The following is a 24,120-nucleotide window of genomic DNA, read 5'->3' on the forward strand; positions in this document are numbered from 1 at the left end:
GCCGATTTCGTAAGCTACCCTCGAATAAGTTCGTGGCGTAGGTCACGTAACCTGAGAGCAGCAGGCAGGGTCGTAATGAGCTGGCATCCATGGATGCCGGCTCTTTTTTGTTGGGGTCGGCTCCACCAGAAACGCAGTGGAAACACGCGCTTAATTTCATTGATGGAACGTAGTTTCCACCGCACAGAAGTTGGGATATGACCATGAGCAACAACATCGTCCTCGGCGAAAACCAGTACGGCAAAGCAGAAGTCCGCGTCGTCAAGGTCACCCGGGATACGGACCGCCACCAGATCGAAGACCTGAACGTCACCTCGCAGCTCCGCGGTGACTTTGAGGCAGCCCACCTCGAGGGCGACAACGGCCACGTCGTTGCCACCGACACCCAGAAGAACACCGTTTACGCCTTCGCACGTGAAGGTGTGGGCTCCCCAGAGGCTTTCCTGCTGCGCCTCGCCAACCACTTCACCGGCGAGTTCTCCTGGGTTACGGGTGGACGCTGGGAAGCTGAGTCCTACAGCTGGGACCGCATCCAGGCCCACGGCGAAAGCCACGACCACAGCTTCGTCCGCAACGGACAAGAGGTACGCACCGCCGTCGTCGTCCGCGATGGCGCAACCACCCACATTGTTTCCGGCCTCAAGGACCTGACCGTCCTGAAGACCACGCAGTCCGGTTTTGTCGGCTACCCGCGCGACAAGTACACCACCCTCCCCGAGACCACGGACCGCATCCTCGCCACGGACGTATCCGCCCGCTGGCGCTACAACACCAACCTGGACGCCTCGGCCACGGACTTCAACAAGAGCTACGAGGACATCAAGGCCCTCCTGCTTGAGGGCTTCACGGAGAACTACTCGCACGCACTGCAGCAGACCCTCTTTGACATGGGCAAGAAGGTGCTCGAGGCACACAGCGAAGTTGCCGAGATCAAGTTCTCCATGCCGAACAAGCACCACTTCCTGGTTGACCTGGGCCCGTTCGGCCTGGACAACCCCAACGAGGTCTTCTACGCCGCGGACCGCCCGTACGGCCTCATCGAAGCAACCGTCCAGCGCGACAACACCACGGCCGCGCCCGTTGCCTGGAGCGGCATCGCCGGCTTCTGCTAAGCACCACCCGGCCTGGGTCCGCGACTCAACCGCAGGCTCGGCCACCCGGAGTTCGTGTGCAGGTTCCGCCCGAGGGACGCCCCCGCAACGGCGGAACCTGCACCCAAACCCGACCCCAAAAACACCCACACTTTTGTTAGCCAGACACAGTTAGCCAGACGAAGGCGTCTGCCATGAACCCAGAAAGTCTGCCATGAACACCAAGAAGAAGTCCCGCCCCGCCAATACCACCGCCGCGCGTCCCGAGGACCAGCGGCTCTCGATCGGAAGCACCTTCGCTTACGGCTTCCAGCACGTTCTCACCATGTACGGCGGCATCATCGCTCCGCCACTGATCATCGGCGCGGCCGCGGGCATGTCCTCGCAGGACATCGGCCTCCTGATCGCCGCCTGCCTCTTCGTCGGCGGCCTGGCCACCATTCTCCAGACGGTCGGCATTCCGTGGTTCGGCTCGCAATTGCCACTGGTCCAGGGCGTGTCCTTCGCCGGCGTTTCCACCATGGTGGCGATCGTGCAGGGCGGCGGCGGAATCCAGGCGGTCTTCGGCTCGGTCATTGTGGCCTCGCTGATCGGCCTGGCCATCACTCCCCTCTTCTCCAAGATCATCAAGTTCTTCCCACCGGTGGTCACCGGCACGGTCATCACCACCATTGGCTTGACCCTCATGCCGGTCGCCGCCAACTGGGCCATGGGTGGCAACGCCAAGGCTGACAACTATGGCAGCATGGCCAACATCGGCCTCGCAGCACTGACCATGGGTGTTGTCCTGCTGCTGAGCAAGATCGGCAATGCCGCAATCTCCCGCCTTTCGATCCTGCTCGCCATGGTCATTGGCACGGTCATCGCAACCGTCACCGGCATGGCCGACTTCTCGAAGGTTGGCCAGGGCGACATCGTGGCTTTCCCCACTCCGTTCGCTTTCGGCGCGCCCACGTTCGAGGTTGCCGCGATCATCTCCATGCTCATCGTCATCCTGGTGACCCTGACGGAAACCTCGGCGGACATCATCGCAGTAGGTGAGATCGTGGACACCAAGGTGGACTCCCGCCGGATCGGCAACGGCCTGCGCGCCGACATGCTCTCCAGCGCCATCTCCCCCCTGTTCAACTCCTTCACCCAGAGCGCCTTCGCCCAGAACGTGGGCCTGGTGGCCATCACGGGCATCAAGAGCCGCTTCGTGGTCAGCGCCGGCGGCCTCATCCTGGTTGTCCTGGGCCTCCTGCCGATCCTCGGCCGAGTGGTCGCAGCGGTTCCGACGCCCGTCCTGGGCGGTGCCGGCGTCGTGCTCTTCGGTACGGTTGCCGCCAGCGGTATCCGCACCCTCGCGAAGGTCGAATACAAGAACAACATGAACCTGATCATCGTGGCTGCCTCGATCGGCTTCGGCATGATCCCGATCGCCGCCCCGAAGTTCTACGACCAGTTCCCGTCCTGGTTCTCCACGATCTTCCACTCCGGCATCAGTTCGGCAGCGGTCATGGCGATCATCCTGAACATCCTGTTCAACCACTTCAAGGCCGGCAACTCGGACAACCAGTCGGTGTTTGTGGCAGGCACGGAGCGGGTGGTCACTCCCGAGGACATCAAGTGCCTGGAACATGGCGACCGCTTCGAGAACGGCAAGCTGATCGATGCCGAAGGCAATGAGGTCCCGCTCAAGAGCACCTCGTCGTCAGAGCACTAGTTCAGGGCTAACCGGCAAGACGGCAGTGTTTCCTTGGGGGCACTGCCGTCTTTCGCCGGGTTAACGGGCTTTCGATAGAACGTACGACGGCGGCACGCGCCGAGGTGCCAGCGTCACCAGCACGGGGCACGCGGGCAAAGGAGAACCCCCATGCTTGCGGGAAGCATGGGGGCTGTTCGCTTGCTGGAAGCAGGCGCTAGTTCTGGTTGAGCTCCGCGGAGATGGCCAGGGCCGCCTCCCGCAGCATGGGAACTGCGCGGTCGGCGAAGGTCTGGTCCACACGCGTGATCGGGCCGGAAACGGAGATCGCTGTGGGGGTGGGAGCGTTCGGCACGGCCATGGCGAAGCAGCGTACGCCGAGCTCCTGCTCTTCCTCGTCAATGGAGTAGCCACGCTCACGGATGAGCTTCAGGTCGGCCAGGAGCGAGTCGATGTCCCCGATGCTCTTGGCCGTCGGGGTGGGCATGCCGGTGCGGGCCACGATGCCGCGGACCACCTCGTCGTCGAGCTGCGCCAGGATAGCCTTGCCCACGCCGGTGTCGTGCGTGTGGGCGCGGCGGCCTACCTCGGTGAACATGCGCATGGAGTGCATGGACGGGACCTGCGCTACGTAGATCACCATGTCGGAATCGAGGACGGCCATGTTGGACGTTTCGCCGAGCCGCTCCACGAGGGTCTTCAGCTGCGGGCGGGCCACGGCACCGAGTTGCTTGCTGGCACCCTCGCCGAGCCGGATGAGCCGTGGGCCCAGGGCGTAGCGGCGGTTGGGCAGCTGGCGGATGTAGCCGAGCGCCACGAGGGTACGCAGAAGGCGATGGATGGTAGGCAAGGGCAGGTCGGTGGAGGACGACAGCTCGCTGAGCGTGACGTCCCCGCCTGCATCCGTGATCAGTTCCAGCAGTTCAAAGACGCGCTCAACGGACTGCACGCCTCCGGAGGCTTTTTCAGCCATTCCCTTGTCTCCAATGACTCAGATTCCGACAACTCTTATCCGCATCGTGAAAAGAATTGCTTAGAACACCCAAGATACAGCACGTGGCAGCAGTGTGCGACGACACCGAACATGACCGATCAAGGGGTTGTGTTTCCACTTTGTAGATAATAATATCCATAATACGAAAACATTCAGTTTGGAACGGCGGCCCGGAAGCGGGCCTAACAGGAGGAATTTCAATGGCGAATCCGAGCCCCGGTAACTCGATCACCCTGCGCGTCTCCGCGCCGTCGAGCTTCACCGCGACCAGCGAACTGGCAGCCGCGGTAGGCGCAGCCGGTGCAGCAATCACCGCCCTGGACGTCACGGAATCCCACCACGAGACCATCGTCGTGGACGTCACCTGCAACACCACGGACGATGACCACGCCGCACGCGTCAAGGACGCCCTGAACGCCCTCGACGGCGTCAAGGTCCAGCACGTCTCCGACCGCACCTTCCTGATGCACTTGGGCGGCAAGCTCGAGGTCGTCCCGAAAGTAGCCCTGCGCAACCGCGACGATCTGTCCCGCGCCTACACTCCCGGCGTCGCGCGTGTTTGCCTTGCCATCGCAGAAGACCCGGCCGCTGCCCGCAACCTGACGGTCAAGCGCAACACCATCGCCGTGCTCACCGACGGTTCCGCTGTCCTGGGCCTTGGCAACATTGGTCCCGCCGCAGCGCTTCCCGTCATGGAAGGCAAGGCCGCACTGTTCAAGCAGTTCGCCAACGTGGACGCCTGGCCGGTCTGCCTGGACACCCAGGACACCGAAGAGATCATCAAGATCGCCAAGGCCATGGCACCCGTCTACGGCGGCATCAACCTCGAAGACATCGCGGCTCCGCGCTGCTTCGAGATCGAGAACCGCCTCCGCGAAGAACTCGACATCCCGGTCTTCCACGACGACCAGCACGGCACCGCGATCGTCACGCTCGCGGCCCTGGTCAACGCCCTCCGCGTCGTGGACAAGAAGCTCTCCGAGGTCAAGATCGTGGTCTCCGGCGTCGGCGCTGCCGGCTCCGCCATCATCCAGCTCCTCAAGGCACAGGGCGCGCAGCACATCGTCGCCGCCGGACGTTCCGGCGCCATCCACTCGGGTGAAAAGTACGACGACGAGCACCGCAGCTGGATCGCCGCGAACACCAACGAGGAAGGCTTCTCCGGCAGCCTCCACGACGCCCTCAAGGGAGCCGACGTGTTCATCGGCGTCAGCGCCCCGCACGTGATCGGCGAAGAGCAGGTTGCTTCCATGGCCGAGAACGCGATTGTGTTCGCCATGGCCAACCCGACTCCGGAGATCGACCCCGCCATCGCTTCCAAGCACGCAGCGGTTGTGGCCACCGGACGCAGCGACTTCCCGAACCAGATCAACAACGTGTTGGCTTTCCCGGGCTTCTTCCGGGGCCTGCTGGACGCCGGAGCCTCGGACATCACGCCGAACATGCTGGTGGCCGCAGCCGAGGCTATTGCCAACCGGGTGGCTGACGACGAGCTCAACGCGAGCTACATTATCCCCAGCGTCTTCGATCCCCACGTTGCCGGAGATGTGGCCGCCGCTGTTGCAGCTGCAGCCCACGCAAACGCAGCCAGCTAGCACCAGCGCACTATAGACAAAGGAATCCGCTCCCATGGCTATTACAGTCACTGATCCCCGGCCGATCGAACGCGCCGAGGAAATCCTCACCCCGAAAGCCCTGGCCTTTATCGAGGAACTGCACAAGCGCTTCGCCGGCACCCGCAACGAACTGCTCCAGGCCCGCAAGGCCAAGCGGGATACCGTAGCGCAGACCAGCCGCCTGGACTTCCTTCCGGAAACCCAGGAAATCCGCGACGGCGACTGGAAGGTTGCCGAAGCACCGACCGCCCTGCAGGACCGCCGCGTTGAAATGACCGGCCCGGCCACCCCGGCCAAGATGGCCATCAACGCCCTGAACTCCGGCGCCAAGGTGTGGCTCGCCGACCTCGAAGACGCCTCCACTCCCACGTGGCCCAACGTCATCGACGCGATCCTCAACCTCCGCGACGCAGCACAGGGCACCCTGGCCTACACCTCCCCCGAAGGCAAGGAATACCGCCTCCGCACGGACGCTCCCCTGGCCGTCGTCGTGGCCCGCCCCCGCGGCTGGCACATGGAGGAAAGCCACCTCCTGATCGACGGCGAACCCACCGTGGGCGGCCTGGTTGACTTCGGACTGCACTTCTTCCACATCGCCAAGCAGCTGCTGCTCAACGGCCACGGCCCGTACTACTACCTGCCCAAGATGGAAAGCCACCTTGAGGCCCGTCTGTGGAACGACGTGTTCGTCTTCGCCCAGGACTACCTCGGCATCCCGCAGGGCAGCATCCGCGCCACCGTGCTGATCGAGACCATCCCGGCTGCCTTCGAGATGGACGAGATCCTCTACGAACTCCGCAACCACGCCTCCGGCCTGAACGCCGGCCGCTGGGACTACCTCTTCAGCATCATCAAGTACTTCCGCGATGCCGGCGAAGAGTTCGTCCTCCCGGACCGCGCCACCGTTGCCATGACGGCTCCGTTCATGCGCGCCTATACCGAACTCCTGGTCAAGACCTGCCACAAGCGCGGTGCTTTCGCCATGGGTGGCATGGCCGCCGTGATCCCCAACCGCAAGCAGCCCGACGTCACCGCCGCAGCCTTCGACAAGGTCCGCGCCGACAAGACCCGCGAAGCAAACGACGGCTTCGACGGTTCCTGGGTTGCCCACCCGGACCTGGTCTCCACCTGCCGCGAAGTGTTCGACTCCGTGCTCGGGGACCGCCCGAACCAGATCGACAAGCAGCGCCCCGAGGTGAACGTCACCGCCGAGCAGCTCATCGACGTCGCCTCCGCCGGCGGCACCGTCACCGAAGCCGGACTGCGCCTGAACCTCTACGTCGCCGTCGCCTACACCGGCGTCTGGATCTCCGGCAGCGGTGCGGTTGCCATCCACAACCTCATGGAAGACGCCGCAACCGCGGAAATCTCCCGCTCCCAGGTCTGGCAGCAGCTGCGCAACAAGTCGATCCTCGCGGACACCGGCAACACGGTGACCCGCGAACTGGTCAGCCGCATCCTCGGCGAAGAAACCGAACGCCTCCGCATCGAATTCGGCGACGAGAACTTCACCAAGTACTACGAACCGGCCTCCAAACTCATCGAAGACATCTGCCTCTCCGACGACTACACGGACTTCCTCACCACGCCCGCGTATGAGCTGGTGGGCTGAGATGGGTTCACTTTCGTCTTCCGATCTGGCCCACATCGAGTCACAGCTCGCCGCCACGGACCAGTTGCTTGACCGCAACTACCCCGGCGACGACGGCTCACGCCAGCCGATCCACACCGTGTATGTCCCGGCCGACCGCTTCACTGCTTCCTTTGCGGCCGAGTGGGGAGCCCAGGCGCTCGCGACGGCGGAGGCGCACGGTGGTCTCGAGAAGCTCGGTCAGCTTTTGGGCCAGGAGCCCGATCTTGCTGCCGCTGTCGCGGCCCGGGTTGCTGCCAAATTGCAGTCCGAGCCCATCGAGGACCTCCGCCTGGACTTCGAAGACGGCTACGGCGACCGCGGCGATGAGGCAGAAGATGCCGACGTCGTTGCTGCCGCCAAGGCCGTGTCTGCTGCGGTGGCTGCCGGAACGGCTCCGCCCTTCATCGGCATCCGCTTCAAGTGCTTTGAGGCCCCCACCCGGGCACGCGGTCTTCGCACGTTGGATTTGTTCGTCTCCACGCTCGCTGCTTCCGGGGAACTCCCGGCCGGGCTGATCCTTACCCTGCCGAAGGTCACCACGGTGGCACAGGTGCAGGCCATGGATTACGCCGTCTCGCGGCTTGAAGAAGTTCACGGACTCCCGGCGGGACGGCTTCGCTTTGAGGTGCAGGTGGAAACCCCGCAGCTCATCCTCGGCGCCGACGGAACTTCCCCGGTGGCCCAGCTCCCCCACGTGGTTCCCGGCCGGATCAGCGCCCTGCACTACGGCACGTACGACTACAGCGCATCATTGGGGATCTCCGCGGAATACCAGTCCATGGAACACCCCGTGGCCGACTTCGCCAAGGAAGTCATGCAACTGGCTGTCGCAGGCACGGGCATCCGCCTTTCCGACGGTTCCACCAACATCATCCCCGTGGGTGACGCAGTGGAAGACGCGTGGAAGCTGCATGGCCGCCTGGTACGCCGCTCCCTGGAAAACGGCTACTACCAGGGCTGGGATCTCCACGCCGCCCAGCTCCCCAGCCGTTTCTCGGCGTCGTACGCTTTCTACCGCGAAGGCCTGCCAGCCGCGGCGCTGCGACTGCGGAACTACGTGGAACGCACCGAAGGCGGCGTCATGGACGAGCCCGCCACCGCGCGTGCCCTTGCAGGCTTCGTCCTCCGCGGCGTCCAATGCGGCGCAGTGGGGACCGACGAGGTCAAGGCGCTTGCCGGCGTCGAACTTTCCCAGCTGACCGCATTGGCGCACCCGCGGCTCGCACAACCAACTTCGCACTGATTAGGAGCACCGTATGGGCAACTACTACTACCCGCAGGGCGGGCTGCCGCCGCAGACCCACCTGACCACCGAACGGGCCATCGTCACCGAGGCCTACACCGTGATCCCCAAGGGCGTCCTCACGGACATCGTCACGAGCAACCTGCCGGGCTTCACCAACACGCGTTCGTGGATCATCGCGCGTCCGATTTCCGGCTTCGCCACCACGTTCTCGCAGCTGATCGTGGAGATCGCTCCGGGCGGCGGCGCTCCGAAGGCCGAGTTCGAGTCCGGCGTTGAAGGCGTGGTCTTCGTGACCAAGGGCAAGCTGAACCTGACCCTCGACGGCGAACTGCACCACCTCGAAGAGGGCGGCTACGCCTACCTCGCGGCCGGTGCCGAGTGGGGCGTGGAGAACGTCTCCGACGACATCGTGTCCTACCACTGGATCCGCAAGGCGTACGAGCGGCTCGAGGGCTACGAGGCCAAGTCCTTCGTGACCAACGAGAAGGATATTGAGCCCACGTCCATGCCGGACACCAACGACGTCTGGAAGACCACGCGATTCACGGACTCCAGCGACCTCGCCCACGACATGCAGGTCAACATCGTCACCTTCCAACCCGGCGGCGTGATCCCCTTCCCGGAGACCCACGTCATGGAACACGGCCTGTACGTCCTTGAAGGCAAGGCCATGTACCTCCTCAACAACGACTGGGTTGAGGTTGAGGCCGGCGACTTCATGTGGCTGCGTGCGTTCTGCCCGCAGGCCTGCTACGCGGGTGGGCCGGGCGAGTTCCGGTACCTGCTGTACAAGGACATGAACCGCCAGGTGAAGCTCACCTAAACTGCGCCGAAGTCGCCGGAACGCTGCCCTTTCGCAGGGAACGTTCCGGCGATTTCGTCGTTTTCAGGCGGTTTCGGCGCAGCTCAGCTCAGCGGCGGCGTCGTCCTAGGGTGAAGCCGGACCAGAACGTCAGGGAAAGCAGGCCCAGCACAGCGATGAGCAGGCCGATCTGCGTTCCTTGGCTGACGAATGCGGCTCCGTTTCCGGTGAAGAATTGGTCACTCAACGGCGCGTAGGCGAACCAACCAATGGGTTCGTCTTTCCCGTTCCACGCCACGATCAGCCCGGCTATCACGGCGATCAGCGCCAGCAAAGGCACGATGACGGCACGGACTTTGCGTGCAGGCTGCGGTGAGTTGTGTTCCCCACGTGTGTTGTTGTCCCCCATGCGTGCAAGCCTAGCCCGCCCCGGTCCGCGTTGGAGCGCCGAAATCGCCGGAACACTGCCCCTTCGCAGGGAATGTTCCGGCGATTTCGTCGTTTTCCAGCGACCGCGGAGGCGCGGGCCAACGGGACGGACGGAGGCGCGGGCCCAACGTTTACTTCGGGCCGCCGGCGATCCGGTACGACTCTTGGAGCAGCTCGGCGAGTTCACCGACGTCGATCTTGGTGAGGTGCACAAGGACGAGGTTCGGGGAACGGTCATGGTGGGGAGTCCAGAAGAACTTGTCCGGTTCCATGGCTGCCAGGGCTTCGCGTTCGTCGGTCTTGACCGTGACCACGCCGTCCTCCCAGATCCGGGCCATGAGGGTCTTGGCGAACCACGCGGGTTGCCCCCAACTGGGTCGCTCGGTAACCCCTGGCAGGCCAAGGCAGATCTTCCGGACGTCCTCTTCGGTGGCCATGGTTCACTGTGGCACCCACTTAGCGCCCAAACAAGGGACTACGCTGGGCACATGTTGACCATCGGCAGTACAGTCCTGGGCGTCAACGACCTCGCCCGTGCAACGGAGTTCTGGCAGGCGGCCCTGGGCTACGTACCCCGCGAGCCCGGCGATGACACGTGGGTGATCCTGGTGCCCGCCTCCGGTCCAGGCGCGCAGCTCGCCCTGATGTTCAGCGAAACCCCTGTCCAGGAACACCCCCGGATCCACCTGGACCTATACGCGGATGACCAGGCCGCCGAGATTGAACGGCTGGTGTCCCTTGGCGCCGGGCATGTCGACTGGGACCTGTACCCTGAAGACCCTGACTTCGTGGTTCTGGAAGATCCCGACGGCAACCGCTTCTGCGTCATCGACCGGGCGCCGCGGTAGCACCGCCGTCGGGCACTTCGCGGTCGCGGGAGAGGTGCGAAAACCGATGCGAATTTCCGTGCGAAAGGACCGGTTTCCAGCGAAGTCGCGTCCCACACGGTGTCGCAGGGAATCGGTAGAGTGCTCCCATGGATGAGAAAGCAACGTTGCTGAACTACCTCCGCACACGCCGGGCCGACCTGCTCGGCAAAGTGGAAGGCCTGAGCGAATACGATGCCCGCCGGCCCATGACTCCCACCGGGACCAACCTGCTGGGCTTGGTGAAGCACGTGGCCAGCGTGGAGTTGGGGTACTTCGGAGAGACCTTCGGGCGGCCCGACGGGAGGGAACTTCCGTGGTATGAGGCCACAGCCGAGCCCGACGCCGATATGTGGGTTCCGGCCGACGAAAGCATGCAGAGCATTATCGAGTTGCACCACTTCTCCGCCAAGCACAGCGACGAAACCATCGAGTCCCTCCCCTTGGATGCACCCGGTGTGGTGCCGTGGTGGTCCGAGGAAAAGAAGAACGTGACCCTGCACCAGATCCTGGTGCACATGTGTGTGGAGACAGCCCGGCACGCAGGCCACGCCGACATCATCCGGGAACTCATCGACGGCCAGGCCGGCCAGCGACCGAACGATCCGAACATCCCGCCGCGGAACTCCGAGGAGCTCGCTGCCCACCGCTACCGGATCGAGGAGGCCGCGCTGCAGGCCGACCGCAGGCGCTGACAACAGCGCCGGGACCAGCCCCAGGACACCGCCGGCAAACCCTTCACAGCCAAGGGGCACCCTTCACAGCCCACGCATAAGCCCAGCAAACCTCCGGCGTAGCCTGCCTCCGTAAAAAGGAGGCATGACTCCTCCACGGACCGAACACCGAAAGGGCAGCCGGACCCGGCGCGCCGTCGTCTCCGCTGTCCTGGCGGTCACTCTCTCTGCGGGAGGCGCGGCTGCCTGGGCCTTGGACCGCTTCGTCATCCCGCACGCCCAAATCACGAACGTCTCCGCTTATGAGGCCAGCCAGGCCGGGACAACCACCACCTCGGACACAACAAACGAATCAGCCGTCGTCACCGACACCAGCTACACCCAAGGCGACACCGGCGTCACCATCTCCACTGTGACCACCGGCAGCGGCGACAGCACCGTGACCTACTACGTTGCCGACGTCGTCCTCAGCGACGCCACCACGCTGAAGTCGGCCTTCGCGCAGGACACTTTCGGTGAGAACATCACCGAGAACACCTCGGACATCGCCGCCGACAACAACGCGATCTTCGCCATCAACGGCGACTACTACGGCTTCCGGGACACGGGCATCGTCATCCGGAACGGTGTGGTGTACCGGGACGAGGGCGCGCGGCAGGGCCTCGCGTTCTACAAGGACGGCACCGTGAAGGTGTACGACGAGACCACCACCACGGCCGAACAACTCGTGGCCGACGGTGTGTGGAACACGCTCTCCTTCGGCCCGTCGTTGCTGGACAACGGCGAGATCGCGTCCGGCATCGAGGATGTGGAGGTGGACACCAACTTCGGCAACCACTCCATCCAGGGCGAGCAACCACGCACGGCGGTGGGTGTGATCGACGAGAACCATCTGGTGTTCGTGGTGGTGGACGGCCGAAGCCCGGGCTATTCCGCCGGCGTCACCATGACGGGCCTGGCCCAGATCATGAAGGACCTCGGCGCCACCACCGCGTACAACATCGACGGCGGCGGCTCCTCCACCATGTACTTCAACGGATCCCTGGTGAACAACCCGCTCGGTGAGAACAAAGAGCGCGGCACCTCGGACATCCTCTACATCGCCCAGTAGCCATGATCATCCTGATACCGGCGTACGAGCCGGACCAGCAGCTCATTTCCTTGGTCAACAACCTTCGGGACGCGGATCCGTGGATCACCATCGTGGTGGTTGACGACGGTTCCGGCCCCGCCTTCCAGGACGTGTTCGACGGCGTCACCCGGCTTGGGTGCCACGTCCTCAGTTATGCGGCAAACGGCGGAAAGGGCCACGCCCTCAAGAGCGGCTTCGCATTCATCGCGGACAGGTTCCCCGGCCATGACGTGGTCTGCGCCGACAGCGACGGCCAGCACGGAGTGGCCGACATCCTGGCTGTAGCGGACAGGGTGCGGAGCGTGACGGCATCGATGGTGCTGGGCTGCCGCTCCTTCAGCGGCGATGTTCCGGCGCGCAGCAAGTTTGGCAATACGGTGACGCGGTGGCTGTTCAAGCTCGCAACGGGCCAAGGGATTCCCGATACCCAGACCGGGTTGAGGGGGTACCGCGCGGACATGATCCCCTGGCTGTTGACGGTCCGTGGGCAACGCTACGAGTACGAACTCAACCTGCTGCTCGAGGCCAAGCAGGCCGGCTACGGCATAGATACCGTGGAGATCGCCACGGTGTACCTGGACCACAACTCAGGCTCCCATTTCCGCCCCGTAGCGGACTCGGTCAGGATCTATGCACCTTTACTGAAGTTCCTGGGCTCGTCGTTCTCTGCCTTCCTGGTGGACACCATCGTCTTCCTGATGCTGACGGCGCTCTCAGATTCCCTCCTGCTGGCTGTGGTTGGTGCCAGGGCCGTCAGCGCGGGCGTGAATTTCCTGGTGAACCGCAATCTGGTGTTTGAGCACGGCAAGGAGAAATCCCTGCGTTCGGCGATCTCCGGCTACGTGGCCTTGGTGCTCGTCCTGCTCACAGCCAACTACGCCATCATGTGGTCGCTGACGTCACTGGCCGTACCCGAGCTGCCCGCGAAGCTCGCCACGGAGCTGACCCTCCTCGGTGTGAGCTATGCCGTCCAGCAGCGCTTACTGTTCGCCGGCAGGGTCCGTGCTTCGCAGCCAGCCTCTTCGGGGGAAGATCCGGCGGAGGTGCTTACGGAGGCCGGGTATGGGCAGACGGGACCTACGCGTGGACGCCCCAGGGCCGACGTCGAAAGTCATATCCCAGCCTTGGCCCCGGCACAGTTTCAGCACAGCAGCACCAGGAATCGTGGAAACCAGCCCACCAACAGATTCCGGAGAATCCGATGAACACCATCATCCTCATGGCAGCAGACCTTATTGCCATCACCATCCTCACCTTGGCCCTCTACCTGCGCCGGCACCGGCGGCGTGACCTGGTGGTTTCCTACCTCGGCATGAACGTGGGAGTCCTGGCAGTCGCCACGGCCCTCTCCGGATCCGCGGCCGGCGTTGGACTGGGGCTGGGACTCTTCGGTGTCCTCTCGATCATCCGGCTCAGGTCCACGGAACTGGCCCAGCACGAGGTGGCCTACTACTTCTCGGCGCTGGCCTTGGGTTTGATCGCCGGCATCGGAGTGGAGCCGCTCTGGCTGACGTTGTCCCTCATGGGCCTGGTGCTGCTGGTGATGTTCATCGGCGACAACCCGGCTGTCCTTCCCGCGTACCGCCACCAAACCGTGGTCCTGGACCGAGCCATCAACAATGAAACTGAACTCAATGCCCGGCTGGAGGAAGTCCTCAACGGCACGGTTCACTCGGCCACCATCCAGGAACTGGACCTGGTCAATGACAAGACGATCGTGGATGTGCGCTACGCAGTCCGGGCACGGCGCTCCGTCCCGCAGCTCGGCTTCGACCGGCCCGCGGGTGCACTGGCCCCGGCACCGCAGGAGCTTCCGGGCTCCGTGTTCCCGGGCTCTGCAGCACAGGCAGCCCAACAGGCGGCACAGCCCCACCAGCAGGCGGCGCAGCAAGCCTGGCACTCCCAGCAGCAAACACCGCCGGCCCACCAGCAAGCGGCACAGCCCCACCAGCACACCCCGCAGCAGTCGGAGCAAGCCCAGCGCCACACCTCGGCAGGTGTCGCATGAGCCGCCCCGACGCAGCCCCCGTCATCCCGCACCTCAGCCAGCTTCCCGCCGTCGGGCTTGAAGAGCTGACAACCGAAGCCGCGCTGCTGACCCGGGTGGACCGCAAGTACCTGGTCCCCTCGGCGAGCGCCCGCCGGATCTTCGCCGGATTCACCACCGTGGCACGCGTGCTGGAGATGGACGGCAGCCGGACGTTCGCCTACGACTCCGTCTACTTCGACACCCCGGAACTGGACAGCTACATGATGGCGGCGCATGGCAGGCGCCGGCGGTTCAAGGTCCGCACCCGAACATATGTGGACAGCGCCGTGAGCTTCCTGGAAGTCAAGACCGAAGGAGCCCGCGAAGCCACCGTCAAGGAACGGATTCCCTACGAACCCTGCGACCGTGACCGGCTCACCGACGAAGGCCTGGCCTATGTGAACGAAACCCTGGCCGCGGCGATCGGGGACGTGGAGTTCGGCCCCATGGAGCCCGTGCTGTCCACTGCCTACCACCGCACCACGCTGTACCTGCCGGAGTCGGGCAGCCGCGCCACGATCGATACCGATGTCACGTGGCAGCGTCCCGACGGCCAACCGTGGGTGCTGGACAACGCCGTGGTGGTGGAGACGAAGTCCGGCTCCGCCCCCGGGCCCCTGGACAGGCATTTGTGGGCACATGGTGTCCGCCCCTGCCGGATCTCCAAGTTCGCCACCGGCATGGCAGCCCTCCACCCCGAACTGCCGGCCAACCGCTGGAACCAGACCCTTCGGCGCCGGCTGCCCCTGCGGCCCGCCAACTGACACCTGCCCCTCCCACCCTTAAGGAACACACCATGCGCTCCCTCCGTACCTACCTTTCCGTTGCCGTCGTCGCCCTTGCTGTTTCGCTGGCAGGTTGCTCCACCGCCGCCACGACCGCCACGGGCACCACCTCTACCTCGTCCACGCAGCAAGTGGTCAGCGCCTCCACCATCTCCGAGGACACCCACTTCGACAGCGACGACCTCACATGGGACGCCTCCTCCGAGGTGGCAGTCAGCCTGTCCGACGGCGGCAGCAAAGTGACGTCGTCGGCCTCCACGGGCGTGGCGGTGGACGGCACCACGGTGACCATCAGCGCCGCCGGGACCTACCGGTTGAGCGGCTCGCTCACCGACGGCAAGATCGTGGTGGCCGCCGGCGATTCGGACACCGTGCGGATCATCCTGGACGGCGTGGAACTGGGCAATTCAACGGGCTCGCCATTCGTAGTGCAGAGCGCCGATGAGGCCATCGTGTACCTGCAGGACGGCACCACCAATACACTCACGGACGCCTCCAGCTACACCGACCAGGCGGAAGACGCACCCAATGCTGCCCTCTATTCCATGGCCGACCTGACCATCGCCGGCCCCGGCTCGCTCAGCGTCAACGGAAAATACAAGGACGGCATCGTCTCCAAGGACGGATTGGTCCTGGCCTCGGGGAACGTCACCGTGGACGCCGCCGACGACGGTATCCGCGGCAAGGACTACACGGCCCTGCTGGATGGCACCTACACCGTGACGGCGGGCGACGATGGCGTGAAATCGGACAACGACACGGACGAAGGCCGCGGCTGGCTGCTGGTGAGCGGTGGATCGTTGACCGTCAATGCCGGCGACGACGGCGTCAAGGCGTACAACACACTCACTGTTTCCGGTGGGACTGTCACGGTGGCCACATCCGAGGAGGGCCTGGAAGCCCAACACATTGTGGTCTCCGGCGGCGACACCACCATCACGTCCAACGACGACGGCGTGAACGCAGCGGGCGGCTCGTCCTCCACTTCCGCTGATACGGGCATGGGCGGACCGGGTGGCGGCATGGGCGGCGGCTCTCAGGAGGCCGGCGACTACACCGTGGACGTCTCCGGCGGAACCTTGACCATCAACTCCGAGGGCGACGGCCTGGACTCCAACGGCAGCGCCACCATCTCCGGCGGAACCATCGTGGTGAACGGTCCCACGAATGACGGCAACGGCGCGCTGGACGTGAACGGAGACCTCACCGTCACTGGTGGAACGGTTGCCGCGGCCGGCAGCGCGGGCATGGCCGTGACCCCGGGAACCACGTCCACCCAGTCCGGCGTGCAGCTGACGTTCAACTCCTCCGTTGCGGCCGGGACCCCGATCCACCTTGTGGATTCCTCCGGCAAGGTGGTGGCAACGTTCGTGACCACCAAGACCATCGCGTCCCTGGTCTACTCCTCCTCCGCCATCAGTGACGGCCAGACGTACACGGTGTACACGGAAGGCAGTGCTGACGCCAAGGCCGGGCTGACCACAGGTTCCATCGACGGCGCCGAGTCCATGGGGACCGTTACCGCCGGGCAGTACACCCAGGCTCAGGGCCCGGGAGGCCGGCGGTAAGTCTCAGGAAGATACGTCCCCGGGCGCACGAAGAACAGCGCCCGACGGCGGTACGCACGTGCCGCCGTCGGGCACCACAAACTTGATGGGAAATTGAGCCAAACGGACCTGTTCCTTGATGTTGCGGCGTGACTCTGGTTTCAGGCGAAGCACCCATACCTGGGGGTTTCGGCAACGAATAACCAGCAGGACACAACGACGTGGGGGAAGAAATGGAACAGGCAGAAGCTCCAACGGATGTGAGGGCCGTGAAAGGCATCATCCAGGACCAGCATCCCGTGGATTTCCACGCACTGGGTGTGGCGGGATGCATCGACCGGCTGGCCGAACCACTCCGGCGCTCCGGGGTTGAGGTGCACTGGGACATCCCCCACCACGGCATCGAGATCTCTTCTGCCTCCGCAGGTCTCCTCTACCACGTGGCCCAAGAGACCTTCAGCAACACCCTCAACTACGCCGACGCCGGCCAACTCACCATCCGGCTCAACGCCGTCTACCACGGCATCCAACTCACGGTCTCGGACGACGGCAACGGCTTCGAGATCCACGCGGCTCCGAGCGGACGGCGTCACGGCTTTGGCCTCCTGCTCATGTCGCTCGCGGTTCACGACGCCGGCGGGACAGTGAACATCGAATCGGAACTTGGGCGCGGCACCAGCGTGAGCGTGACGCTGCCGCTGGATTGAGTCCTTATTGGGACCTTGTTTGGCCACCCCAACCATGGATCGATGGCCGGACCGGACGTATTCTGTAGCTACTTTTCAGCCAGGAATCCGGACGGAACGGCAGGAAAATGGCACGGAACAAGGGTCAACGCATCGGTTTGGGCAGGTTCCTGTTCAGGCTCTTTGGGTTCTTCTTCATCAGCTTCCTCTGTGGCGTGTTGATCTCCGGGATGGTGGTCCCGGTGGTTGCTTTCACCAGCACCACCGTGGGCGGGTCCATCGGTTTCTACGAAAGCCTGCCCAGCCAGCTCGACGTGAACTCCCCGTCCCTGTCCAGCACCGTGGTTGCCTCCGACGGGACGCCCATCGCCACGTTCTACGCCGAGAATCGCGTCAAGGTTCCGCTGGACCAGATGTCGCCGTTCATCCGGCAGGCGATCGTTGCCATTGAGGACAACCGTTTCTACCAGCACGCCGGCGTCGACGCGCAGGGCATCATGCGCGCGCTGACCTCCAACCTCACCAAAGGCACCCGCCAAGGGGCCTCCACGCTGACCCAGCAGTACGTCACCAACGTCCTGAACGAATCCCGCCTCTCCCAAGGCAGGCCCGAGGACGTGGTGCTCAGCGGCCAGAAGACCATGGGAGACAAACTCCGCGAGGTCAAGCTCGCCTTGGAATTGGAGAAGCGGTTCAGCAAGGACCAGATCCTTGAGGGCTACCTCAACATCGTGTTCTTCAACCGCAACGCGTACGGGATCGAAGCTGCCTCGCGCTACTTCTTCAGCGTTTCCGCGAAGGATCTCAACCTGCCGCAAGCGGCCATGCTGGCCGGACTGGTCAATGGCCCCAGCATCTACGACCCCACAGTTGACCCCAACGCCGCGATCGCCCGGCGCAACATCGTCCTGGACCGGATGCTGGACCAGCACGTCATCAACCAGGCGGACCACGACGCCGCCGTGGCAACGCCGGTGGAGCTCAAGATCACCCCTTCGCTGCAGGGTTGCGCCGGGGCCGTGATCGCTACCTACTTCTGTGATTACGTATCCCACCTGATCCTGAACAACGACGCCTACGGCGCCACCATGGCGGACCGCGAGCGCCTCCTGTACCGCGGCGGGCTCGTCATCAAAACCACCCTGGACAGCCGCCTGCAGGCCGCGGCCCAGGCCCAAGTGGATGCCTCCGCCGGGGAGAACCCCGACAAGTGGGGTGCGGCCATGACCACCGTGGAGCCGGGGACAGGACGAATCCTGGCCATGGCGCAAAACACGGTGTTCGTTCCAGAGCCGGGTAAGTACGATACCCAGCTGAACTTCAACGTGGACGCCAAGGACGAGAACGGCTACGACCTCAACGGTGCAGGCGGCTTCCAGCCAGGTTCCACCATGAAGCCCTTTATCTATGCAGAGTGGCTCAATGAGGGCAAGAACCCCACCGCCATTGTGGATGCCTCGCGCAGGGTCTACCCCGTGGGTTTCCCCTGGCGTGACAGTTGCGGCCGCGTCCTTGGCGGTTATAGCTCAGCGCAGAAGGCCCAGAACCTCGGCGCCGACGACGACCTGCAGAACAACGACGCCGGCTACTACCGTCCCATGCCCATCAACTACGGACTCTACAACTCCATCAACACGGCCACCTTCGCCACGGCTGCCCAGCTGGACTTCTGCGGCATCCAGCGCATGGTGGACACCGTTGGCCTGCACAGCGGGCTCGACAACGCTCCTGTGAACATGCACCAGATCGGCAACCTGCTGGGCTCCATCGGCGTTGCTCCGGTGGTGTTGGCTTCCGCCTACGCCACCTTCGCCAATGACGGCACCTACTGCAAGCCCATCGCCATTTCCGACATCACCGACACCCAAGGCCGGAAGTACGACGCCCAAAGAACCGAATGCCGCGACGCCGTGAAACCGTCCGTGGCGCGAGGGGTGACGTCCGTGTTGCAGGATGTGTTGAAGATGGGTTCCGGCGTGTACATCAACCCGAAAGTGCAGAACCAGGTGCCCGTGGCGGCCAAGACAGGAACGTCCAACAACAACGGCGCCACCTGGGTTGCCGGGTACACCACACGTTTGGCCACGGCTTCCTTCTTTGGTGACACCTCGGCCGGCCAACAGCGCGCGGGGCAGGGTGTCACCATCAACGGCAAGTTCTACAAGTCCTTGGACGGCTACATGATCGCCGGGCCGCAATGGGCCAACTACATGATGGAAGCCACGGCCCTCTACCCCAGCGGCGCCTTCAATGCCCCCGCTCCCCCGCCGGCGCCCGCACCCATCACCACGGCACCGGCCGTGCCCCGGTTGACGGGGAGGTAGCCACCCAGGCGTCACCTGAGACGCTGCGTTCTACAGGCGGGGTAACCGACGACGGCGACCTGCCGCCGTCGTGGGTTGGTTAGCGGGCGTAGCGCTCGGTGAAGTTCCTGAGCACACGCATGGGTTCGGTGATCGAGGTCTGCCGTGCGGTCTCGATGAGTTCCTCGGCCTGGTGCGGCGGGAAGTAGCCTGCGTCCTTGTAGATGGTGATCCGGGTGACGAGTCCGTCCACGTCGAGTTCGGGGTGGAACTGCGTGGCGTAGAGATTGTTCTTGATCCGGAACATGTGGACCGGGCAGGCGGCGGAGCTGGCCAACAGGACCGCGTGGCCGGGGAGTTTGCTGCACGCCTCTTTGTGCCCCACGAAAGCGTCGAAGGTGTGCGGCAACCCGGCGAGCAGCGGATCACGTTCACCTTCGGCCGTCAGTTTGATCTCAGCAGGTCCCACTGGCTCACCGAAACGCCGGTCGATGGTGGCGCCCTGATGCACACCCAACGTGCCAACCCCGTAGCAGGCGCCCAGGAAGGGGAAGTCCTGCTCAACAATGCGGTCCAGAAGCGTGGAAAGCTCGGCTTCGACCCGGAGTTGGGCCGGGCTCTTCTCCTCCACAGGATCGCTGGAGGTGTAGGGGCTTCCTCCGACAATCACTCCGGAGTAGTGGTCCAAGTTAATGGCAGGCATTGGCCCTGCTTCCAGCCGCACACGGACCAGTTCAGATTCTTCGAGGCCGCAATAACGCAGATAGGCCAGGTACTCGTCGTCGGCTGCGGCGTCTTCGGCCCGGGTCGCCAGCAAAAGGAAGGGCTTCACAGGCCCAGTCTGCGGGAGAACGACGCGACATTCCAAGTAAATGGGTAGGTCTGACAGACACTCCCTGCGCGGGAACAAAATGCGTAGCGTTGGAATTGTTCACGCTAACGCCCCAAATACGTGATTCATCCCCAAGGAGCATCTTTGACGCAGGACCCCGCCGTGGTCGCAACCCAGCACAACAAGTCACCGAACGAGGTGACGCCCCAGAATCCGGTACCAAGCCAACGCCCCACCAAGATTCCGTGGGGCGGTTTGCTGGTGCTGGCCGCTGCCGGTTTCACGGCGGTGACCACGGAACTTCTGCCGTCGGGGCTGCTGCCGCAGATCAGCCGCGACCTTGGAGTGGACGAATCGGCGGTGGGTTCGCTGACCGCCGCCTACGCCGCGATCATCGTGTTTACCGCACTGCCCTTGTCGCGATTGCTGGGCGGCAGGGTTCCCCGGAAAACTCTGTTGATCGGCACCGTCCTGGTCTTTGCCATCAGCAACATCCTGCTGGCCCTGAGCCCGACGCTGGCTGTAGCCGTAGTTGCCCGTTTGCTCGGCGGCATCGCCCACGGCATGTTGTGGTCCAGCATGGCTCCCTACGTTGCGCGGATCGTTCCGGCGCATTCCGTGGGCAAATCCATGGCCGTGGTGTTCAGTGGCACCAGCATCGCGCTGGCCGTCGGCGCTCCGATCGGCACCCTGATGGGAACGCTCATGACGTGGCGGGCGTCCTTCATTGTCCTGGCCGGCGTGGGTGTGCTGCTCGCGGTCCTGGCATTCTGGCTCCTGCCTGCCGCGCATGACCCCGGAAACCACAAAGCCCCCTCCATCCGTGCTGCCCTCAAACTGCCCGGCGTCGTTGCGGTTGCCACGGCCTGGCCCTTGTTGTTGCTGGCTCATTTCACGTTGTTCACCTATGTGGCACCGTTCCTCCTGGCCTCGGGATTGCCCGAGGCCCTCACGGGTGTGTCACTCTCCGTGGTGGGTGTTTCGGGATTGCTGGGCATCTGGATCGCCGGCCTGACCGCGGATTCCCACCCACGGCGTTCGGTGATTGCCGCCGTCGGACTTCTCTTGCTGGCGTTCGCGCTGCTGCCGGTACTGGGCACCTCGACCGTCGGCATGTTCGCCCTCATGGTCCTCTGGGGCGTGTCCTTTGGCGCCATGGGTATCTACAACCAGGCGGCGATCCTCCGCGCGGGCGGCGAACACAAGGACGCGGCCAATGGGCTCACTGTGGTGACCATCCAGGTGGGCATCGCGGTGGGTGCCGGCTACGGAGCCCTGGCCCTCACCCTGGTTGGCGCGCAGCTGGTGCCCCTCGCTGCGGCGCTGCCCACCGCCGTCGCGCTGGTGATCATCATGGCGAGCCGCCGCGGCGGGTACCCGGCAGGAGGCCGCGAGAAGCGCCGTTAACATCGCCGAAACATGCCAGTCACGCGATCTTCACGAAGGCCGGATTTCTGTAACTTTCCTGCAACTTAGCTCCTCTAAGTCGGAAACATAGCTCACCGAGTATTGAACCCGGGGGTAGCGAGGGCCGACTTTTCCAGGCCCGTCACGGACAGGCTTGATCAGAAGGGAAACGCAGGTGGAGATCTCTGCGCAAAACGTCTGGCTGATGTTGTCATCGGCAATGGTGCTTTTCATGACCCCGGGCCTCGGCCTCTTTTACGGTGGCATGACCCGCGCCAAGGCGGCCCTGAACATGATCATGATGAGCTTCATCTCCGCCGGCATCGTCGGAGTGGTGTGGGTCCTGTGGGGTTACTCGATGACCACCGGCGACGGCATCCTGGGCCTGTTCGGCAACCCCTTTGCACACTTCGGCCTCCAGGACCTGGTGGGCACCCCGGATCTCATCAAGGCGGGCTTCGCCGCCACGTTCGCCATCATCACCGTGGCACTCATCAGCGGCGCCATCGCCGATCGTGCCAAGTTCGGCGCCTGGGCGGTTTTCGTGCCGATCTGGGTCACCGTGGTCTACTGCCCGCTCGCCTACATGATCTGGGGCGGCGGCCTCATGAGTGCCGGCGGCGCCCTCACCGACATCTTCGGCCAGGTCATCGACTTCGCCGGTGGCGCAGTGGTTGAAGTCAGCTCCGGAACCGCAGCTTTTGTCCTCGCATTGATCGTGGGAAAGCGTCACGGATTCGCGAAGGACCCCAACCACCGCCCGCACAACGTCCCGTTCATCATGATCGGCGCAGCCATCCTGTGGTTTGGCTGGTTCGGTTTCAACGGCGGCGCAGCCACCACGGCAGCGCAGGCCGGCCTCATCTGGATCAACACCTTGGTCACTCCCGCTGCGGCCATGCTCAGCTGGCTCGTCGTGGAGAAGGTCCGCCACGGCCACCCCACGTCCCTGGGTGCAGCCTCCGGCGTCGTCGCCGGCCTGGTTGCCATCACCCCGTCCTGTGCCAACATCAGCCCCTTGGCTGCCCTCTGCCTGGGCCTCGTTGCGGGCGCCGCCTGCTGCGTCTTTGTGGACCTGAAGTACAAGTTCGGCTTCGACGACTCCCTTGACGTAGTGGGTGTGCACTTCGGCGCCGGCGTCATCGGAACCCTGTCCCTTGGCTTCATCGCCCTTCCGGTGGACGGTGTGGGCGGCGGCCTCCTCTACGGCGGCGGCCCCCAGCAGCTCATCGCGCAGATCGTCGCTGTGCTGGTCACCATCCTGCTCTCCGGCCTGGGCACCCTGGTGATCGGCCGGGCCATCCACAAGACCATCGGCTTCCGCGTCACCCACGAGCACGAGGTCACCGGCGTGGACCTCACCCAGCACGCAGAGTCCGCCTACGAATTCGGGCTCACACCCCACGGACACTTCCGCCAGCAGCAGGCGCACCTGTCCTCGCTCATCAAGCGGAAGCCTGAACCGGCTCCGGCTGGTCCCGCCTCGGGTTCAGCCAAGGAAGACAGCTTCGCCTAGCTCCCCCCACGGAACAGCGGACGACGGCGGTACGCGAGTGCCGCCGTCGTCCGCTGTTTTGCGGTCCCCACCCAAGTAGGGGACAGTTCGCGTCGCAATGGGGGCTCGTAGCGACGTTTGCTGTCCCTTAGTTGGGTCCGTTCCAGAGGCGCTGCCACCAACTGCGTTTCGACGGCGGTTCGGGCTCGGTTTCCTCCGGGGCAGCCGCGGCACGCCGGTCGCGCCAACGTTGGACTTCCAACTCCATGTCCCGGAGCTTGGTGATCACCGGCGGCCCGCCCTGCAACTGGCGCCGGGCTTCGATCACCCGTTTGTTGAAGTCCTCGAGCGTTTCGCGGACCTGCTTCTCCATGAGGAACTGGTCCAGCTTTGACTCCAGTTCGGCGTCCTCGATGCGCAGCAGAATGGCCGGTGGTCCCAGGCCACTGATCTGTTCGCGTTGAATGAGGCCCTTGACCCACCAGTCGGGGTCGTAGCCTTTGCCGAGACCGGGGATCGGTTTGCCGGCGTACTTAAGGTTGTCGAACTTTCCCTGGGCCATGGCTTCCCGGACCAGGTAGTCGGCGCGGGCGGCCTCGTTGACCTTGCGCCGTTTCTCGCGGAGGGCGTCGTCGGCGTCGAGCTCTGCCCGTTCCTGGGCGTTGCCTCCGGTGGATCGGCCAGCCCGGAGCTCGGCGGCGCGTTCCAGGCGCCGTTTGCTGCCTTCATGGTCCACGGGCCCACCGCCTCTCACGAATCGTCTTTTGCCGGAGTCGTGGTCTTCTTTCCAGTATTCCCCACAGGGGCGGCCTCCAAACAGCCGTGCCGCCACCACCCACTTTGGGGCAGGAATACCCCGATCTGCCGCG

At 64.4% G+C, this 24,120-nt stretch carries 21 protein-coding genes and 1 pseudogene; 17 read left to right on the plus strand and 5 right to left on the minus strand.

The features are described 5' to 3' along the window. The first annotated feature begins 197 nt into the window (after positions 1 to 197). Both pucL and ACH488_RS07825 read left to right on the plus strand, forming a co-directional pair. Positions 198 to 1,112, plus strand: coding sequence for a factor-independent urate hydroxylase (gene pucL / locus ACH488_RS07820; protein ID WP_397323343.1), 915 nt, complete (start codon positions 198 to 200; stop codon positions 1,110 to 1,112). A 193-nt stretch (positions 1,113 to 1,305) separates the two neighbouring features. After that, positions 1,306 to 2,796 carry a nucleobase:cation symporter-2 family protein gene (locus ACH488_RS07825; RefSeq protein WP_397323344.1) on the plus strand — a complete coding sequence of 497 codons (1,491 nt, stop codon included), beginning with the start codon at positions 1,306 to 1,308 and terminating at the stop codon, positions 2,794 to 2,796. 196 nt (positions 2,797 to 2,992) lie between these two features. On the opposite strand, the gene ACH488_RS07830 is transcribed toward ACH488_RS07825, so the two are convergent. Beyond that, on the minus strand, positions 2,993 to 3,748 hold the full coding sequence (locus ACH488_RS07830) for an IclR family transcriptional regulator (protein ID WP_397323345.1): 756 nt from the start codon (positions 3,746 to 3,748) through the stop codon (positions 2,993 to 2,995). Between the two features lie 221 nt (positions 3,749 to 3,969). On the opposite strand from ACH488_RS07830, the gene ACH488_RS07835 reads away from it, so the two are divergent. The 4 genes from ACH488_RS07835 to ACH488_RS07850 are packed head-to-tail and all read left to right on the plus strand — an operon-like array spanning position 3,970 to position 9,087. Then, on the plus strand, positions 3,970 to 5,364 hold the full coding sequence (locus ACH488_RS07835) for an NAD-dependent malic enzyme (protein ID WP_397323347.1): 1,395 nt from the start codon (positions 3,970 to 3,972) through the stop codon (positions 5,362 to 5,364). Between the two features lie 34 nt (positions 5,365 to 5,398). Continuing rightward, on the plus strand, positions 5,399 to 6,997 hold the full coding sequence (aceB, locus tag ACH488_RS07840) for a malate synthase A (RefSeq protein WP_397323348.1): 1,599 nt from the start codon (positions 5,399 to 5,401) through the stop codon (positions 6,995 to 6,997). 1 nt (position 6,998) lies between these two features. After that, positions 6,999 to 8,261, plus strand: a complete 1,263-nt coding sequence (locus tag ACH488_RS07845) for a DUF6986 family protein (RefSeq protein WP_397323349.1) — start codon at positions 6,999 to 7,001, stop codon at positions 8,259 to 8,261. A 13-nt stretch (positions 8,262 to 8,274) separates the two neighbouring features. Beyond that, the gene (locus tag ACH488_RS07850; RefSeq protein ID WP_397323350.1) at positions 8,275 to 9,087 is read left to right on the plus strand and encodes a bifunctional allantoicase/(S)-ureidoglycine aminohydrolase; all 813 of its coding nucleotides are present in this window, start codon (positions 8,275 to 8,277) and stop codon (positions 9,085 to 9,087) included. Positions 9,088 to 9,175: 88 nt separating this feature from the next. On the opposite strand, the gene ACH488_RS07855 is transcribed toward ACH488_RS07850, so the two are convergent. Continuing rightward, a complete protein-coding gene (locus ACH488_RS07855) occupies positions 9,176 to 9,475 on the minus strand; it encodes a hypothetical protein (protein WP_397323352.1) in 300 nt (99 codons plus the stop codon). A 151-nt stretch (positions 9,476 to 9,626) separates the two neighbouring features. Then, entirely contained in the window at positions 9,627 to 9,932 is a 306-nt protein-coding gene (locus ACH488_RS07860) for an MmcQ/YjbR family DNA-binding protein (RefSeq protein ID WP_397323354.1), read from the minus strand. Positions 9,933 to 9,983: 51 nt separating this feature from the next. Between ACH488_RS07860 and ACH488_RS07865 the strand changes: the two genes are divergently transcribed. The 9 genes and pseudogenes from ACH488_RS07865 to ACH488_RS07905 all read left to right on the plus strand — a co-directional run bounded on the left by ACH488_RS07865 (position 9,984) and on the right by ACH488_RS07905 (position 19,538). Next, positions 9,984 to 10,343, plus strand: a complete 360-nt coding sequence (locus ACH488_RS07865) for a VOC family protein (protein WP_397323355.1) — start codon at positions 9,984 to 9,986, stop codon at positions 10,341 to 10,343. Positions 10,344 to 10,471: 128 nt separating this feature from the next. After that, positions 10,472 to 11,056, plus strand: coding sequence for a DinB family protein (locus ACH488_RS07870; protein WP_397323357.1), 585 nt, complete (start codon positions 10,472 to 10,474; stop codon positions 11,054 to 11,056). A gap of 124 nt (positions 11,057 to 11,180) precedes the next feature. Then, positions 11,181 to 12,146: a phosphodiester glycosidase family protein gene (locus ACH488_RS07875; protein WP_397323359.1), complete on the plus strand. Its 966-nt coding sequence runs from the start codon at positions 11,181 to 11,183 to the stop codon at positions 12,144 to 12,146. Positions 12,147 to 12,148: 2 nt separating this feature from the next. After that, positions 12,149 to 13,372, plus strand: coding sequence for a GtrA family protein (locus tag ACH488_RS07880; protein ID WP_397323361.1), 1,224 nt, complete (start codon positions 12,149 to 12,151; stop codon positions 13,370 to 13,372). Continuing rightward, positions 13,369 to 14,007, plus strand: a pseudogene (locus tag ACH488_RS07885) (DUF4956 domain-containing protein); the annotation flags it as partial. The gene ACH488_RS07880 and the pseudogene ACH488_RS07885, both read left to right, overlap by 4 nt. Before the next feature lie 164 nt (positions 14,008 to 14,171). Continuing rightward, entirely contained in the window at positions 14,172 to 14,960 is a 789-nt protein-coding gene (locus ACH488_RS07890; RefSeq protein ID WP_397323362.1) for a polyphosphate polymerase domain-containing protein, read from the plus strand. 32 nt (positions 14,961 to 14,992) lie between these two features. Continuing rightward, positions 14,993 to 16,549, plus strand: a complete 1,557-nt coding sequence (locus ACH488_RS07895; protein WP_397323363.1) for a carbohydrate-binding domain-containing protein — start codon at positions 14,993 to 14,995, stop codon at positions 16,547 to 16,549. Positions 16,550 to 16,761: 212 nt separating this feature from the next. Further along, complete coding sequence (locus tag ACH488_RS07900; protein WP_397323364.1) at positions 16,762 to 17,235, plus strand: sensor histidine kinase; 474 nt, start codon at positions 16,762 to 16,764, stop codon at positions 17,233 to 17,235. A 107-nt stretch (positions 17,236 to 17,342) separates the two neighbouring features. Next, entirely contained in the window at positions 17,343 to 19,538 is a 2,196-nt protein-coding gene (locus tag ACH488_RS07905; protein WP_397323365.1) for a transglycosylase domain-containing protein, read from the plus strand. 79 nt (positions 19,539 to 19,617) lie between these two features. On the opposite strand, the gene ACH488_RS07910 is transcribed toward ACH488_RS07905, so the two are convergent. Beyond that, on the minus strand, positions 19,618 to 20,349 hold the full coding sequence (locus ACH488_RS07910) for a glutamine amidotransferase (protein ID WP_397323366.1): 732 nt from the start codon (positions 20,347 to 20,349) through the stop codon (positions 19,618 to 19,620). A 198-nt stretch (positions 20,350 to 20,547) separates the two neighbouring features. Here ACH488_RS07910 and ACH488_RS07915 point away from each other — a divergent pair, with 198 nt between their 5' ends. Both ACH488_RS07915 and ACH488_RS07920 read left to right on the plus strand, forming a co-directional pair. Further along, entirely contained in the window at positions 20,548 to 21,756 is a 1,209-nt protein-coding gene (locus tag ACH488_RS07915; RefSeq protein WP_397323604.1) for an MFS transporter, read from the plus strand. Positions 21,757 to 21,931: 175 nt separating this feature from the next. Continuing rightward, the gene (locus ACH488_RS07920) at positions 21,932 to 23,272 is read left to right on the plus strand and encodes an ammonium transporter (protein WP_397323367.1); all 1,341 of its coding nucleotides are present in this window, start codon (positions 21,932 to 21,934) and stop codon (positions 23,270 to 23,272) included. A 127-nt stretch (positions 23,273 to 23,399) separates the two neighbouring features. On the opposite strand, the gene ACH488_RS07925 is transcribed toward ACH488_RS07920, so the two are convergent. Beyond that, positions 23,400 to 24,005 carry a DUF1992 domain-containing protein gene (locus ACH488_RS07925; RefSeq protein ID WP_397323368.1) on the minus strand — a complete coding sequence of 202 codons (606 nt, stop codon included), beginning with the start codon at positions 24,003 to 24,005 and terminating at the stop codon, positions 23,400 to 23,402. Positions 24,006 to 24,120 lie beyond the last annotated feature (115 nt).

The sequence above is a fragment of the Paenarthrobacter sp. NPDC018779 genome, assembly GCF_044391085.1.
Lineage (GTDB): Bacteria > Actinomycetota > Actinomycetes > Actinomycetales > Micrococcaceae > Arthrobacter.